Source organism: Oceanobacillus manasiensis (assembly GCF_000724085.1).
GTDB classification, from domain to species: domain Bacteria; phylum Bacillota; class Bacilli; order Bacillales; family Amphibacillaceae; genus Oceanobacillus_B; species Oceanobacillus_B manasiensis.
In genome coordinates, this window is the sequence record NZ_CCDL010000001.1 from 411976 (window position 1) to 426594 (window position 14619).

14 protein-coding genes, 1 tRNA gene, 2 riboswitches and 1 other annotated feature are annotated in these 14619 nt (G+C 39.3%); of the genes, 2 read left to right on the forward strand and 13 right to left on the reverse strand.

Annotated features, from left to right (window positions below):
- Window positions 1–89: 89 nt before the first annotated feature.
- Both BN985_RS02250 and BN985_RS02255 read left to right on the forward strand, forming a co-directional pair.
- Window positions 90–734, forward strand: coding sequence for a deoxynucleoside kinase (locus BN985_RS02250; protein WP_042220835.1), 645 nt, complete (start codon window positions 90–92; stop codon window positions 732–734).
- Window positions 735–769: 35 nt separating this feature from the next.
- Complete coding sequence (locus BN985_RS02255) at window positions 770–1453, forward strand: deoxynucleoside kinase (protein WP_042220836.1); 684 nt, start codon at window positions 770–772, stop codon at window positions 1451–1453.
- A 61-nt stretch (window positions 1454–1514) separates the two neighbouring features.
- Here BN985_RS02255 and proC read toward each other — a convergent pair whose 3' ends face one another.
- The 13 genes from proC to BN985_RS02320 form a co-directional block, all read right to left on the reverse strand.
- A complete protein-coding gene (gene proC, locus BN985_RS02260) occupies window positions 1515–2330 on the reverse strand; it encodes a pyrroline-5-carboxylate reductase (protein WP_042220838.1) in 816 nt (271 codons plus the stop codon).
- A 411-nt stretch (window positions 2331–2741) separates the two neighbouring features.
- Window positions 2742–2834: transfer RNA gene (locus tag BN985_RS02265), tRNA-Ser, on the reverse strand.
- 272 nt (window positions 2835–3106) lie between these two features.
- Window positions 3107–3676, reverse strand: coding sequence for a GNAT family N-acetyltransferase (locus BN985_RS02270; protein ID WP_042220839.1), 570 nt, complete (start codon window positions 3674–3676; stop codon window positions 3107–3109).
- Between the two features lie 136 nt (window positions 3677–3812).
- The gene (locus BN985_RS02275; protein WP_042220840.1) at window positions 3813–5018 is read right to left on the reverse strand and encodes a M20 family metallopeptidase; all 1206 of its coding nucleotides are present in this window, start codon (window positions 5016–5018) and stop codon (window positions 3813–3815) included.
- A 42-nt stretch (window positions 5019–5060) separates the two neighbouring features.
- Window positions 5061–5879 carry a MetQ/NlpA family ABC transporter substrate-binding protein gene (locus BN985_RS02280; RefSeq protein WP_042220842.1) on the reverse strand — a complete coding sequence of 273 codons (819 nt, stop codon included), beginning with the start codon at window positions 5877–5879 and terminating at the stop codon, window positions 5061–5063.
- 364 nt (window positions 5880–6243) lie between these two features.
- Window positions 6244–6894 carry a methionine ABC transporter permease gene (locus tag BN985_RS02285; RefSeq protein ID WP_042220844.1) on the reverse strand — a complete coding sequence of 217 codons (651 nt, stop codon included), beginning with the start codon at window positions 6892–6894 and terminating at the stop codon, window positions 6244–6246.
- Window positions 6884–7915, reverse strand: coding sequence for a methionine ABC transporter ATP-binding protein (locus tag BN985_RS02290; protein WP_042220846.1), 1032 nt, complete (start codon window positions 7913–7915; stop codon window positions 6884–6886). The genes BN985_RS02285 and BN985_RS02290 overlap by 11 nt, the downstream gene beginning before the upstream one ends.
- Window positions 7916–7992: 77 nt before the next feature.
- Window positions 7993–8095, reverse strand: a riboswitch (SAM riboswitch).
- 101 nt (window positions 8096–8196) lie between these two features.
- Window positions 8197–8304: riboswitch (SAM riboswitch) on the reverse strand.
- Between the two features lie 99 nt (window positions 8305–8403).
- The gene (locus tag BN985_RS02295; protein WP_042220847.1) at window positions 8404–8964 is read right to left on the reverse strand and encodes a GNAT family N-acetyltransferase; all 561 of its coding nucleotides are present in this window, start codon (window positions 8962–8964) and stop codon (window positions 8404–8406) included.
- 101 nt (window positions 8965–9065) lie between these two features.
- A complete protein-coding gene (locus BN985_RS02300) occupies window positions 9066–9806 on the reverse strand; it encodes a hypothetical protein (RefSeq protein WP_052360586.1) in 741 nt (246 codons plus the stop codon).
- Window positions 9807–10018: 212 nt separating this feature from the next.
- Window positions 10019–11293 (reverse strand): serine--tRNA ligase, encoded by a 1275-nt coding sequence (serS, locus tag BN985_RS02305; protein ID WP_042220848.1) that lies wholly within the window; start codon window positions 11291–11293, stop codon window positions 10019–10021.
- Window positions 11294–11362: 69 nt separating this feature from the next.
- Window positions 11363–11586, reverse strand: a binding site (T-box leader).
- 151 nt (window positions 11587–11737) lie between these two features.
- Window positions 11738–12325, reverse strand: coding sequence for a pyridoxal 5'-phosphate synthase glutaminase subunit PdxT (gene pdxT, locus BN985_RS02310; RefSeq protein ID WP_042220849.1), 588 nt, complete (start codon window positions 12323–12325; stop codon window positions 11738–11740).
- Between the two features lie 16 nt (window positions 12326–12341).
- Complete coding sequence (gene pdxS, locus BN985_RS02315) at window positions 12342–13226, reverse strand: pyridoxal 5'-phosphate synthase lyase subunit PdxS (protein ID WP_042220850.1); 885 nt, start codon at window positions 13224–13226, stop codon at window positions 12342–12344.
- Between the two features lie 37 nt (window positions 13227–13263).
- The gene (locus BN985_RS02320; RefSeq protein WP_042220851.1) at window positions 13264–14601 is read right to left on the reverse strand and encodes a serine hydrolase; all 1338 of its coding nucleotides are present in this window, start codon (window positions 14599–14601) and stop codon (window positions 13264–13266) included.
- Window positions 14602–14619 lie beyond the last annotated feature (18 nt).

Consider the following 14619-nt stretch of genomic DNA (forward strand, 5'->3'; position numbering starts at 1 on the left):
GCGAAACATTTTTTACACATGGAATGGGTTACCGTTGTGTGGTAAAATATATACATCTGTTCAATGGAATATAGATTGGAGGAATAGCCATGGCAGGAGTTCCTTTTATCGCAATAGAAGGACCAATTGGGATCGGAAAGACATCCCTAGCTAAAAAACTTTCTGTTCATTATGACTTTCACTTATTAAAAGAAATTGTTGAGGAAAATCCTTTTCTAGGTAAATTCTATGACGATATTGACGAGTGGAGCTTTCAAACAGAAATGTTTTTTTTATGCAATCGATTTAAGCAGCTCGAGGATATCGAGAAGAAATATTTAAACGAGAGTAAAGCCGTTATGGCGGATTATCATATATCGAAAAACATGATCTTTGCAAAACGTACATTACAGCCAGATAAGTTCGATAAATATGAACAAATTTATCATATCTTGACACAAGATATGCCTGTACCTAACATGATGATTTATTTGCATGCAAGTCTCGATACCATTCTTGAACGGATACGGATGCGAGGTCGTGATATTGAGCAAAACATTAAAGCTTCTTATCTTGCTCAGCTTGCACAGGACTATGAAGATTACATGAATGAGTTTGAATTGCTTCATCCCAACATCCCAGTGATCCGAATTGATGGAGATAAAATAGACTTTGTAAAACATCAAGATGATCTGGAAGGGATAATTGCTCAAGTGGACAACCAGTTGCAAAATTTCCGTGCAATGAAACGATAAGCAAAATTGTAAATAAGAAAAAAGGGGAACTACCAATGAATTTAAGAGAAAAATACCTAATACCGAATGACAGCATCATTACCATTGCTGGTACGGTTGGTGTTGGGAAATCCACGATGACAAATGCCCTGGCGAATGCACTGCAGTTCAAAACATCATTTGAGAAAGTGGATACCAACCCATATCTGGAAAAGTTCTATGCAGACTTTGAACGTTGGAGCTTCCATTTACAAGTATATTTCTTAGCTGAACGCTTTAAAGAGCAAAAGAAAATCTTTGAATACGGTGGTGGCTTTATTCAGGATCGTTCCATCTACGAAGATACTGGCATTTTTGCTAAAATGCATTACGAGAATGGGACAATGTCAAAAACGGATTATGAAACCTATACAAATCTTTTTGAAGCAATGGTCATGACACCATATTTCCCACATCCTGATTTACTTATTTACCTAGAGGGCTCATTTGATGAAGTCGTGGGCCGCATTCAGGAACGTGGTAGGGAAATGGAGAAAAGCACACCAAATTCGTATTGGGAAGAAATGTATAACCGTTATACCAATTGGATCGATAACTTCAATGCTTGTCCGATCTTGCGTATTAATATCTCGGATTACGATTTAATGAAAAAAGAAGATTCTATTGAACCAATCCTAGAAAAAATCGGCCATTTCATCCAGCAATCCAGACGCTGGAAGTCCAGAGAACTAATGAAATAAACGAACACCCTATTGAGTAGATTTCAGACAAATGCTTCTGCTCAATAGGGTGTTTTTTAACCTAGCTATTCTTTTTACCAAGCTCTATCGAACGATCTCTTGCACTCTCCACACAGCTCTTCACAATCTCCTGAAAATCATTCCTTTTTAATGATTCAATACCTGCCTGTGTTGTTCCTGCTGGGCTAGTGATTTTCTCTCGTAACACTTCTGCTGAATCACCTGACCGCTTTAACATTTCCCCTGCCCCACGCACGGTTTGGGTAATCAAAGCCTTTGCTATTTCCTGATCAAGCCCTGAGTCGATAGCAGCCTTTTCCATAGCTTCTACCAAATAGTAAATATATGCAGGACCGCTTCCAGAAATGCCTGTTACAATGTGCATATCCTCTTCTTCTACAATCACGGTTGTTCCAATTGTATCAAACAGCTCCTGTGCCGTTACAATATGTGCTTCTTTCGCAAATGCCCCAGCCGAAATGGCCGTTGCAGAGTATCCAATGGAAGCAGAGGTATTGGGCATGGCACGAATGACTGGAATATCTTGACCAGTAAGGGAGGCGATATAGTCTGTGGAAATTCCGGCTATCACAGAAACAAGCAACTGATCTTGCTTGATGTGTTCCTTAATAGAGTTAACTGCTGCCTCTAGATCGTAAGGCTTTGTTGCTAGAACGATAACATCAGCATCCCTCACAACGTCCGCTTTATCTTGCATGCTTGTAATTAGATACTTTTCCTCAAGACGCTCTACTCGTTCTTTATTACTTTTATTCGTTACGATAATATCATCATTTTCCAATACATTTGCCTGTACAATGCCAGAAATAATGGACTCAGCCATTGATCCTGCTCCGATAAATGCAATTTTTTTCATTTTTTCTCCTCCTTTAGTTTTTCGTAATCTAAACTAAAAAACTCATTCCATCCTGAATCATTTCAGGACGGAATGAGTTCCGCGGTACCACCTAAATTGGCATATTCATGCCCAGCTTTTTATTGTTAACACAGTTTAACTGCGGTTAGCGTTTAACTAACGACTCCCAGGCAGGTTCATATACACTGTCCCCGATGGAATTTTTCAGCCGATGAATTCCAATCTCTTTCAGGCGTTAATATATTACTGATCTGATCAACGTCAGGTTATCAATTTTTATTACTATATGTCTTCACATCAAAAAAGTCAAGGTTTCTTACAAAGAAAGTGCTATATGGCTAGGTAAAGAAAAAAACCGCTACTAGGTAACGGTTTTTTTTATCTCCAAATTTTATGCGCTAATTTAATTAATGGAGGAGGTAGAGGGATTCGAACCCCCGCGCGGTTTGACCCGCCTGTCGGTTTTCAAGACCGATCCCTTCAGCCAGACTTGGGTATACCTCCGTGGCAACAGAATATAATATATCATGCTGAAAAAAAGATGTCAATTATTTTTCTACAAAAAATTAAAGTTTAAAGAATGACCGAGAATTTTGAAATTTCTTCGCATAACTGGCAGGAAGACTCCTACTTCAGAAAGCGAGTTTATTTTCAAACCGTATATATAACTTCTGATGTAAATACAGTTCATATGGCTGATGAACGTCAAAAGGAGCACCTCCTCTGGTGAAAACGCAGTTCATAATGTTAAAATTCTATAACGAATTATTTTCGGATTATAACTGGGAAAAAAACTCCTCTTTAAGTATAGAGTACATCTTTAAGTCCTGATGTTCTCCTTTTACTACCATCCCTTTTCTAAGAGTACCTTCATAAGTCATCCCTGTTTTTTCCATAACACGTGCTGACCCCACATTTTCATTAAAACATTTTGCTTGAATACGAACTAAGTCCATATTTTGAAATCCAAATTTTATTACTTCATTCGCTGCTTCTGTGGCATTCCCTTTCCCCCAATAATCAGAGGAAATTACATAACCTATTTCGGCGGCACGATGTCTGGTTTGCCATGTAACAAAGTCAATCGTCCCAATAAATTTACCATTTTCTTTATACTCGATGCCCCATGGAGCGATACTTTTATTCTCATATCGGCTTAATACAAAATCAACATACGCTTTAGTATCTGATAATGTTCTATGTGTTTCCCATGTTACATATTTAGATACTTCCTGATTGGATCCATAGCTATAAATATCTTCCATATCATTTAATGTTACTTTTCTTAATAGTAGCCGTTCTGTTTCTAATGTTGGTAGATTACTAAATATATCTTCAATCTCCATAAGACCACCTCTATTATTTTAAATTATCCTCATTTTATATAAAATATTTGGAAAGTAAATAAAAAGTAGCATTCATTTATAAAAAAAATGCTACTTTTTCCACCTAATGTGTATAGATTAGCTTTTAGATAATACTTTAACGTCCTGTCCGCTCCGAAAACTCTTGTTTAATCTCCTCAAACAATGCAGAGTTAGTCAAAAGCTGAAGAGCCGTGAGTGCGGAGGCCTTCGCTCCTTTAATAAGTGCTTCATCCCCTTGCTCGGATCTTGCAGCTTCCCGAAATGCTACTGTATGACCAATTAAATCACTTGAACCAATTTTGATGTGTGGATGGATGGTCGGTACTACCTGGCTAACATTTCCTGCGTCTGTAGAGCCAAGTGCTTTTCTTTCCTCCGTATTAACTTCCTCTCCCAATTCTTCTGCAACTTCCTTAAATACGTTATCAAACCGCTTATTGACAATAAAGTTATCCACTTCATTTTGGAAAGCGATCACTTTCACATCAGCACCTGTAGCCAATGCAGCACCTTCTGCAATACCCTTCACTTTCTTCGTTACTTCGTTTAAAAGCTCTCGAGAACTTGCTCGGATATAAAATCTTGCCTTGGCGTAATCTGGTACTACATTTGGCGCATCTCCACCATCTGTAATGATTCCATGGATACGAACCTCTGACGGAAGATGTTGTCGGAGCGCATTAATTCCATTAAAAAGCTGAATGACGCCATCCAGTGCATTTATTCCTTTTTCCGGATGTGCAGAAGCATGTGCTGGCTTCCCGTAAAAAGCAAAATCAAGTGGATCTACTGCAAGACTTGGTCCTGTTAGATTTGTCTCTGCACCTGGATGGATCATAATGGCTGCATCAATATCCTCGAGCAGCCCTGCCTTTACAAAGCTGCCTTTTGCACTTCCATTCGGTCCGCCTTCTTCCGCTGGTGTACCCAGAACGACAAGCTCTCCCCCTACTTCATCTAATACTTTACTTAGTGCAATCGCAGCAGCAGCGCTTGTTGTGCCAATCAAGTTATGTCCGCAAGCATGACCAATTTCCGGTAGGGCATCATATTCTGCGAGAAAACCAATCTTTAAGCCCTCTTTTTCGCTTTTCTTTTTCGCCACAAATGCTGTCTCATGACCAGCTACCCCTTTTTCAATTATAAATCCTTCCTCTACAAGCAATTCAATTAAGCGACCAGATGCATAGTACTCTTGGTTACCAATTTCCGGGTTACCATGAATGTCATGACTTGCTTGAATGTACTTCTTTTTATTTTCTTCCACATTATCCACGATAATCTTTTTCACTTCTTCTAAACTTTTAGCTACAACACTCATTTACTCCACCTCTTTTTTATTTTTAATCACCGAAACGTTCTTTTAATGGCCGATTTCACTTAATGGGACAAATGTTGGGATAGAATTTCCGTCACGCTCTTCAATAATAAAATCTGCTACATCATCTGACTGGTAAATTTCTGCTAATTTGTTTAGAGTCTCATCGTCTTTATCCTTAGATTGAGTGGCAATAATATTAATATATGGTGTTGCTGTTTCATCCTCATGATAGATAGAATCATCTATTGGGCTAAAACCAGCGTCCACAGCAATCCCGTTATTAATAAGGGAGGCATCAACATCTGGTAATACCCTTGGTGTCTGTCCGGCAACAATCTGTTCAAATTTTAAGTTCTTTGGATTTTCTACGATTTTATCAACTGAACCATTTCCGTCAAAGCCTTCTTCCAATTTAATTAGTCCTGCTTCTTCAAGAAGTAAAAGGCCACGGCCCATGTTCGTTGCTTCTTTTGCTAAGGCAATGGTTCCACCTTCAGGAATGTCTTCAACTGTTTCATGCTTTTCGGAATAAAGCCCCATGGGCGCAATGACAGTAGTTGCAATTGGCGTCAAATCAAGGTCATGCTCTTCAATGAATGCGTCAAAATAGGAAATAGTCTGGAAAGCGTTTGCGTCGATTTCTCCTTCTGATAACGCTAAGTTCGGTTGCACATAGTCAGAGAAACGGACAATTTCTACTTCAATACCTTCTTCTTCAGCCTTTTCCGATACATAATCCCAAATGGTCGTATCGGAGCCACTAATTCCCACTTTCACCTTTGTAGCTGCATCACCACTAGAACATGCGCTGATCACCAAACTAATACTAACGAGTAATAAAAATAAGCTTACTTTTTTCATGTTGAGTCGTCTCCTTTTGTTTCATTTTTTATACGTCTAGCTCCAGCTCCCAGCGACTAGCGTGACTTCCTTCTCCTCCGTGCGATGTAGAAGACTTGCCGACTGGTGGCAACCAGAGGCCTAGTCGCACTTATACCCGGAGGGTGAAAGTCAATATCAGCTTCTGGAAGAAAGGAAGGTCGACTAAATTCAGCCTTGTCGGCCAACGCCGACATACTCCTTTTGCAGGAGCATATTTCCTTTATCTCCTTTGGAGAAGTCCAGTCCGTACGTAGGCCCGGAGGATCCGGGTCATGCTGGCGTTGACCCAGGAGGGGTCGATCTTAGTCAGCCTTCCTTAATACGGGTGCTGTCGCTTTTGTTGTTATCTTCTTCTGATTTTTTTGGATAAGATGTTTCCTGTGGATTGTAGTCCTTGGACCATGACGACTAGAATCCCTACAGTTATTAGCATTACGATGGTGTCAAATCGTTGATAACCAAAGGTAATGGCCAAGTCTCCTAATCCGCCACCACCAACTGCTCCTGCCATGGCTGATGCACCAACTAATCCAATCGTTGCTATGGTAGCCCCTAAAACAAGTGAACTAAGTGCTTCTGGTATAAGAAAACGAATTATAATTTGCCAAGGCGTTGCGCCCATCGACTGGGCAGCTTCCATGACACCAGGATCTACTTCTAATAGGGAATTCTCTATTAACCTTGCAATGTATGGCCCTGCAAATAATACCATTGGTACAATAGCTGCGGCCGTACCTATCGAGGTTCCAACCACAAGTCTAGTGAATGGAATAACTGCAACCATCAGGATAATAAAGGGAATGGAACGAAATATGTTTACTATTGCATTTAAAACCGTAAAAATATACTTGTTCTCCCATAAGTGCCCTTTGCGTGTTACCACAAGAATAATTCCTAAGACTAGACCTATAAGGGCTGAAAAGAAAAGGGATACTGCGACCATCACAACCGTTTGCCATAATGCTTCTATAATTTGTTGCCAATCAACCAACATCTTCTAACACTTCCTTTACACTTACTTTTTGCTGATGAATATGCATAATGACACGGTTAATCTCTTTTTCTTCTCCTTCAAATTGAACAATGAGATTACCAAACGGGACGCCCTGTAATTCTGTGATACTACCAAATAGAACATTTACCTCCACCTGATATTGTTTCGCTATTTGAGATAACAGCGGTGTACCAGTAGATTCACCAACAAAGACAATCCGATAGATCTTGTTTTGTGCATCCTGTTTTTGTAGCAGTTCATACACAGAATTTGGTATTTGATCATGCATCACCGTGCTGACAAAGTTATGAGCTGTGGTTGTTTTTGGCTGGGAAAAGACATCAAACACTGAACCAGACTCGACTACCTTTCCGTCTTCCAGCACTGCAACCTTATCGCAAATCTCTCTGATCACACCCATTTCATGCGTAATAATCAAGATGGTGATATTGTATTCCTGATTAATTTTCTTTAAAAGCTTCAAAATGGCATTTGTTGTATCCGGATCAAGTGCCGATGTCGCCTCATCACATAATAAAATGGATGGCTGTGTTGCAAGAGAACGAGCAATCCCAACACGTTGTTTTTGTCCGCCGGATAGTTGGTCTGGATAGCTGTCAGCTTTGTCACGTAAGCCCACAAAATCAAGCAATTCATATACACGCTTTGTTACTTCCTTTTTAGGTGTCTTACTTAACAGTAAGGGCATTGCGACATTGGTAAATACAGTTTTGGAATTAAGCAAATTAAAATGTTGGAAAATCATCCCAATGTTCCGTTTTGCCTCCCGAAGCTCTTTTGGCGACAGTTCCTGTAAATTTTGCCCATTCACTGTCACAGAGCCTGAGGTTGGTTGTTCGAGTAAATTCACACAGCGAATTAGTGAACTCTTTCCAGCCCCACTAAATCCAATCACACCGTAAATTTCGCCCTCTTCTACGTGAAGATTCACCTCATCCAGTGCTTTTACACCTTCCGCCTTTTCGCCATATACTTTTGAAACCTGATCAAATGTAATCATCTGCTTCCTCCTGATCGTCTATTAATTTTAAAAACCCCTTCTTATAAAATAAGAAGAGGCAATATACGAGTATCCTCTTCTTATCTTTACAGACCTTCGTCTGTTGGAATTGGCACGTTGCTTTATAAGCACGCTGCCGAGGTATCAATGGGCCAGTCCCTCCACCTCTCTGGATAAGAAGTAATGCATATTTAATTTTAGTGAAGAAGAATTATTTCGTGTGAAATTAAAAAACCCCTTCTTATAAAATAAGAAGGGATCAGCTATGTACGATCATCCTCTTCTTATTTTTCAGGCTCGCATTCGCCTGTTGGATTTAGCACAGTACTATTAAAAGTCCGCTGCCGAGATATCAATGGGCCAAGTCCCTCCATCTCTCTGAATAAGAAGTAATGCATATTTAATTTGTTGTTGCTATTTACAATACTACCAGACTTTTATTCTGTCAATTGTTTTTTTAATAATTTTCTAAAATTCGTAACAAAAGCCTAGTATTCGTTCCAATCTCTTTTTAGTAAAGAAAAGGAATAATGATCATAATATTTACCCCTGAATAAATGCTTATCTCTATATATTCCTTCCTTTACAAACCCAAGTTTTTCTAATAACTTTATAGAATTTAAATTATCTATAGCGACGTAAGCGTTAATTCTATTCAAATTCATATGATTAAATCCACTTTCTATTGAACTAATTAATGCCTCTTTCATATATCCTTGTCCCCAATATTCATGCCATAAATCATATCCTATTTCTGCAATATTGTTTAATCTGTCCCAATTATCATATCCACAGGTACCAATTTTCTCTTGGTTCGCATCTTTTTTGACCAGCACCCACCGGTTGTAACCCTTTTCTTCTGGATCTTTGTTCCATTCAACAAATTCTATGGCATCATTTTTACTTTTAAATAATTCTTCATCATATAAAAATTCACATACTCTTTCATCACTAAAATGCTTATAGATGAAATCAACATCCTCATTATTTACATTCCGCAATAACAACCTATCTGTCTCTATATTAGGAAATCTTTTATGTTCAAACATTTGGAGCCCTCCTAAATTACCATGACCCGTCAGTACACAGCTATTTCAATCTTTTCTTCAATTATTCCCCCAACAATACAGGGGGTTTTTTATTAACAGGTTCATTTGGATAAATCAATTTCAATGGTATCTTCTATATAGGTTTCTCCACTATCTTTTTCTCTAATAACTTCAATTTTTACATGTTCGTCGTTTTTCCAATAAACCATAAAGTTATCTGTTGTATATGTATCACTTGGGATATGTTCTTTATACTTTTCTAAAACACTCCCTCGTTCTCCATAAAATATTTGAAGCGTTGAGTATCGGGATGTGTCTTTAATTTTATTTACCTCTCTGAGTTCGATAATATTTTTAAGGTTGGGTGATTCACTTGTCTTAAATGTAAAAGAACCTAGTACTATTTCCTTTCCTTCAATTCCCTCAAAAGGGGGGGATTCTTTAGCATTAAATGTAATTACATCTGGATATTGTTCCTCGCCATATATAGTAATCGTAGCTTCATTATCATTATCCCAGTGGATTGCAAAATTTGAATCTTGAAGCATTTTCCCATCATTACTAATACTTCGGTCAATATGTTTTCCATCGTACTTAATTTTTACCGAAGATGGGCCAAACCAAGCAGGTTCCCCTTTCTCGACAACTTCAATGGTATTGATATCGTTTGGAGAATGACTAGATACGAGGGGTTTCTCTTTAAAAAACATTTCAAAGGAAAATATACCAATAAAAATAATAATGGGACCAACTATTACTATTACTGCCCAAGTAAAGAAACGCAATTTTTTCCGCTTTTTAGTATGCTTATTTTCCCGATTAGGAGCCTTCTCCATATCCATTCAGCTACTTAACCCCATTTCCATATTACATATACTGCCTTTTAGTTCAATAAGTTAGCTTGATTCTAACATTAATTTTCAAACAATTCATCTGAATTATTTAAATCTATTAATTATTTATGATCACTCTTTTTGCTAAACACCGTTTTTTATTTATTTTCAAAAAAAGCTGCCCTCGCGTTAACGAAAGCAGCCCTTTTTCAAAACTTAACTTATTTAATTACTTCTTTACCACCCATATATGCACGTAATACAGAAGGGACGATTACAGAGCCATCCTCTTGTTGGTAATTTTCCAGGATTGCTGCCACAGTACGTCCAAGGGCCAGCCCACTGCCATTCAACGTATGGACAAACTCTGGCTTCGCATTAGCTTCTCTACGGAAACGGATGCCTGCACGTCTTGCTTGGAAGTCTTCAAAGTTAGAGCAAGAAGAAATTTCGCGATACGTGTTTTGGCTTGGGATCCATACTTCAATGTCATATTTTTTCGCTGCTGTAAAACCAAGATCCCCTGTACACATGCTCATTACACGATATGGTAGCTGTAGAAGCTGCAACACCTTTTCCGCATGGCCTGTTAACGTCTCTAATGTGTCATAAGAATCTTCTGGTTTAGCAAAGTGAACGAGCTCAACTTTGTTAAATTGATGCTGACGGATAAGACCACGAGTATCACGACCAGCAGAACCCGCCTCAGAGCGGAAGCAACCACTAAAGGCAGCATATTTTTTAGGAAGATCGTCTACTGTCAAAATTTCATCACGGTGGTAGTTCGTAACAGGTACTTCAGCTGTAGGAGCCATGAAATAATCCCACTCTTCTAGCTTAAAGGCATCTTCTTCAAATTTAGGGAGTTGGCCTGTTCCTGTCATGCTGGCACGGTTGACGATATAGGGTGGAAGCATTTCCTCATAGCCATGCTCATCTGCATGTAAATCCATCATAAAGTTAATTAAAGCACGTTCTAGTCTTGCGCCAAGTCCTTTATAGAAAACGAAACGGCTTCCTGTAACTTTTGCTGCACGTTCAAAATCAAGGATATCCAGGTTTGTCGCAATGTCCCAATGAGCTTGCGCTTCAAAGCTAAAATCTTTACGTTCTCCCCAATTGCGTACTTCCTGGTTATCCTCTTCATCTTCCCCAACTGGAACACTTTCATGAGGGATATTTGGAATAGAAAGCATAATCGTGTTAAGCGTTTCTTCAATTTCTTTTAATTCTTTATCAAGCTCAGAAATGCGTTCTCCAACCTCACGCATTTCTTTAATGGCCTGGTCAGCATCTTTCTTTTCTTTTTTAAGAACAGAGATCTGCTTAGACGCCTCATTACGTTTCGCCTTCAACGTTTCTGATTCAGCAATGAGCTCTCTTCGTCTATCATCTAATTCCCCGAATTTGTCTAACTCGGAAAGGTCTTCTCCTCGGTGTGCTAATTTTTCCTTCACCTCTGTGAAGTTGTTACGCAAATACTTCATATCCAACATGTTATTTCCTCCTTTTATTTATTACACTAATCGATTTGACAGGAACGCAAAAAAACTCCCGTCCCTAAATATAGGGACGAGAGTTTTTTCCCGCGTTGCCACCCTTGTTGAAGAGAATACACTCTTCCGGCTCACAGCTTTAACGGTGCTACCGGGTTCATTTACTACCGGGGAAATCCGGGTTCCATTAACCAGTTCAAGGATGGATTCACAGCACTCCTTCATCGATTCCCACCAACCATCGACTCTCTAAAGGAGGAGATACTGTTACTGCTTCCTATCATAACAATCATTTATTCATTGAATTTATTATAATATATCATATCCAATTTATACATCGAATGCAACCCTAGTATGAGATGATAATCAGCGCTTCGGGAAATACTAGGCTGGGTGTCATCTCATAGCCCAATGTTTTAATTGCTACTTCTTACAACAAGACCATTAAGCCGTTGCTTTAATCGATGCTTCGACCATTGTGACAAAATGGGCAATGACACGATTATCATCCGTTAATTCTGGATGAAAGGCCGTACATAGGTAAGGACCCTGCTTCGCTGCAACAATTCTGTCTTGATACGTAGCCAATACTTCTACTTCTGGGCCAGCCTCCAACACATATGGTGCACGAATAAATACAGTATTAAACGCCTCGCCAATATACTTTACATCAATCTCTGCTTCAAAGCTTGCTACCTGACGTCCAAATGCATTTCGAGCAACTTTCATATTCATTAATCCAAGATGAGCATTCTCTTGGCCATCAATTTCACTGGCCATTAAAATCAATCCAGCACATGTTCCAAAAACAGGCTTGCCTTGGCGGCCAAATTCCTGAATGGCAGTGAAGAAACCGTAGCTGTCAATTAAACGGCGCATAGTCGTACTTTCCCCACCTGGAAGAATAATGCCGTCAATTTCATCAAGCTGTTCTACACGTTTCACTTCAACCGCCTTTGCACCACATGCTTCTATAGAACGAATATGTTCCCGTACAGCTCCCTGAAGAGCAAGAACACCAATCGTAATCATATAACATTCCTTCTTTCTATTCGCTGCGATCCTGCATACGGTCATGAGCCGCAATAGTGCTCATTTCCAGACCTTTCATAGCTGTTCCTAATCCTTTAGAAAGCTCACTAATTAATGCATAATCTTGATAATGTGTGGTTGCTTCCACAATTGCTTTCGCAAATTTTTCTGGGTTATCTGATTTAAAAATACCTGAACCAACAAATACGCCATCTGCTCCTAGCTCCATCATCAATGCTGCATCAGAAGGTGTTGCAATACCACCAGCTGCAAAGTTAACGACTGGTAGGCGACCTTCTTCACGGATTTGTAGTAATAATTCAAAAGGTGCACCGATTACTTTGGCAAATGTCATCACTTCGTCTTTAGACATTGCAGAAAGCTTACGGATTTCGGATTGGACTTCACGCATATGACGAACTGCTTCAACGATATTCCCTGTACCTGGCTCACCTTTCGTACGTAACATGGAAGCACCTTCTCCAATACGACGAGTTGCTTCACCAAGATTACGACAACCACATACAAATGGGACAGTGTAATCTGATTTATTAAGGTGATAAATATCATCCGCAGGTGTTAATACTTCACTCTCATCAATATAATCAACGCCCATTGCTTCAAGCACACGAGCTTCAACAATATGGCCAATACGTGCTTTTGCCATCACTGGAATAGAGACTGCATTAAGTACCTCTTCTGTAATGGTAGGATCAGCCATACGTGCTACGCCACCAGCTGCACGAATATCAGATGGAACACGTTCAAGTGCCATTACGGCTACTGCTCCAGCAGCTTCCGCAATCTTTGCCTGTTCAGCATTCACTACATCCATAATGACGCCGCCTTTTTGCATTTCCGCCATACCACGTTTTACACGTTCTGTACCTGTATTTGACATGAATAATTCCCCCTGTTTGTATGTTATATAATTTTAATTAGCTAAATAAACCTTTAACCCAGTCCACAACAGTTGTAAACAGGTCTGCAAAGAAATCGCCAATTGCGCCTAGTGTCAGCATAAACCAATTGGACTTCTCTACTGACTCATCTGCCACCAAGTCAATTGGACCGTCGGAACCTGTCATAATATACCCGTAATCATTTTCACCTTCATAAACGAGCTCGGCAGTTCCTACTACATCCCCTTCTTTAATGGGGGCAGTCAACTCTCCGTCACTATTTAGTTTTTCCTCGTCTAATGTATATTTGATACTATATGCATCAGATTCGTCTTTTTTTATCGGGAAAGAGACTGCTTGTCCAGTAGATACGGAGACTGCATCTTCTTTTCCTTTGGTTACTGGAATAGTGGATTGATCTTCAAGCTGATAACCTGCTGGGTATAGCTCTGTTGTTTCAAAGTTATTAAAACCATAATCAAGTAATTTCGCTGTCTGTGCAAATCGCTCTTCTTCACTATCGGTTTTCATTACAACCGAGATAAAGCGTTGGCCATCGCGCTCTGCTGTACCTGTAAAGCTATAACCAGCAAGATCGGTATAACCTGTTTTTAAACCATCTACCCCTTTATAGTAAAATTGCTTTAGAAAGGTGGTTTCATGGTTAAGCATATGGTTCCAGTTACGAATTTCCTGTCCATCAAATTCTGTGACTGGAATACCTGAAATATCTAGAGCTTCAGGATAATCATTAACGAGATGGTAAGCAAGTAGTGCAGATGACTTGGCAGATAACAAATTCGTATCATCTGGTTCCGTACCTTCAGGATAATTATCACCTAATGATGAGTTATCCAGTCCAGTAGAGTTTACAAATTTATAATCAGGGAGCCCCATTTCTTCTCCCTTTTCATTCATCATTTTTACAAATTCACTTTCTGAACCTGCAATCAGTTCAGCTAGTGCAATGGTAGTTGCATTATCGGAGTTAATTGCCATTGCTTCGTATAAAGACTTGACAGTATAATCCTGATTCTGCCTTAATCCAACTCCGGAAAAAGAGTTGTTGGCAGATATACTATATGGATAGTCACTAATCTGTGTTGTTGTATCCCAGCTGATTTGACCTTCCTCTATGGCTTCCCATACGAGGTATTCGGTCATCATTTTTGTCATGCTTGCTGGAGGCAGGGCTTCATCTACATTCTTTGCAAAGATAATTTTTCCTGTTGCTGCATCAACTAAAATAGCTGATTCAGCTTCGATATCTACATTTTCTTGAGCATGTGTTGCAAACGGCTGAACTAATACTGATGTAATCACTACCAAAAAAGCTAGTAGCATTGAAAAACGCTTTTTCATTTTGTGTTTCAACTTCCTTTACCTCCAACT

What these genes read in the sequence shown, in the direction of transcription:
- pdxS (WP_042220850.1), bottom strand. Translation starts at nt 13,226, where the DNA reads ATGTCAAATACAGGTACAGAACGTGTAAAACGTGGTATGGCGGAAATG.
- BN985_RS02300 (WP_052360586.1), bottom strand. Translation starts at nt 9,806, where the DNA reads ATGGATATGGAGAAGGCTCCTAATCGGGAAAATAAGCATACTAAAAAG.
- serS (WP_042220848.1), bottom strand. Translation starts at nt 11,293, where the DNA reads ATGTTGGATATGAAGTATTTGCGTAACAACTTCACAGAGGTGAAGGAA.
- BN985_RS02255 (WP_042220836.1), top strand. Translation starts at nt 770, where the DNA reads ATGAATTTAAGAGAAAAATACCTAATACCGAATGACAGCATCATTACC.
- BN985_RS02290 (WP_042220846.1), bottom strand. Translation starts at nt 7,915, where the DNA reads ATGATTACATTTGATCAGGTTTCAAAAGTATATGGCGAAAAGGCGGAA.
- BN985_RS02275 (WP_042220840.1), bottom strand. Translation starts at nt 5,018, where the DNA reads ATGAGTGTTGTAGCTAAAAGTTTAGAAGAAGTGAAAAAGATTATCGTG.
- BN985_RS02250 (WP_042220835.1), top strand. Translation starts at nt 90, where the DNA reads ATGGCAGGAGTTCCTTTTATCGCAATAGAAGGACCAATTGGGATCGGA.
- BN985_RS02295 (WP_042220847.1), bottom strand. Translation starts at nt 8,964, where the DNA reads ATGTTTGAACATAAAAGATTTCCTAATATAGAGACAGATAGGTTGTTA.
- pdxT (WP_042220849.1), bottom strand. Translation starts at nt 12,325, where the DNA reads ATGATTACGATTGGTGTTCTTGCTCTTCAGGGAGCTGTACGGGAACAT.
- BN985_RS02270 (WP_042220839.1), bottom strand. Translation starts at nt 3,676, where the DNA reads ATGGAGATTGAAGATATATTTAGTAATCTACCAACATTAGAAACAGAA.
- BN985_RS02285 (WP_042220844.1), bottom strand. Translation starts at nt 6,894, where the DNA reads ATGTTGGTTGATTGGCAACAAATTATAGAAGCATTATGGCAAACGGTT.
- proC (WP_042220838.1), bottom strand. Translation starts at nt 2,330, where the DNA reads ATGAAAAAAATTGCATTTATCGGAGCAGGATCAATGGCTGAGTCCATT.
- BN985_RS02280 (WP_042220842.1), bottom strand. Translation starts at nt 5,879, where the DNA reads ATGAAAAAAGTAAGCTTATTTTTATTACTCGTTAGTATTAGTTTGGTG.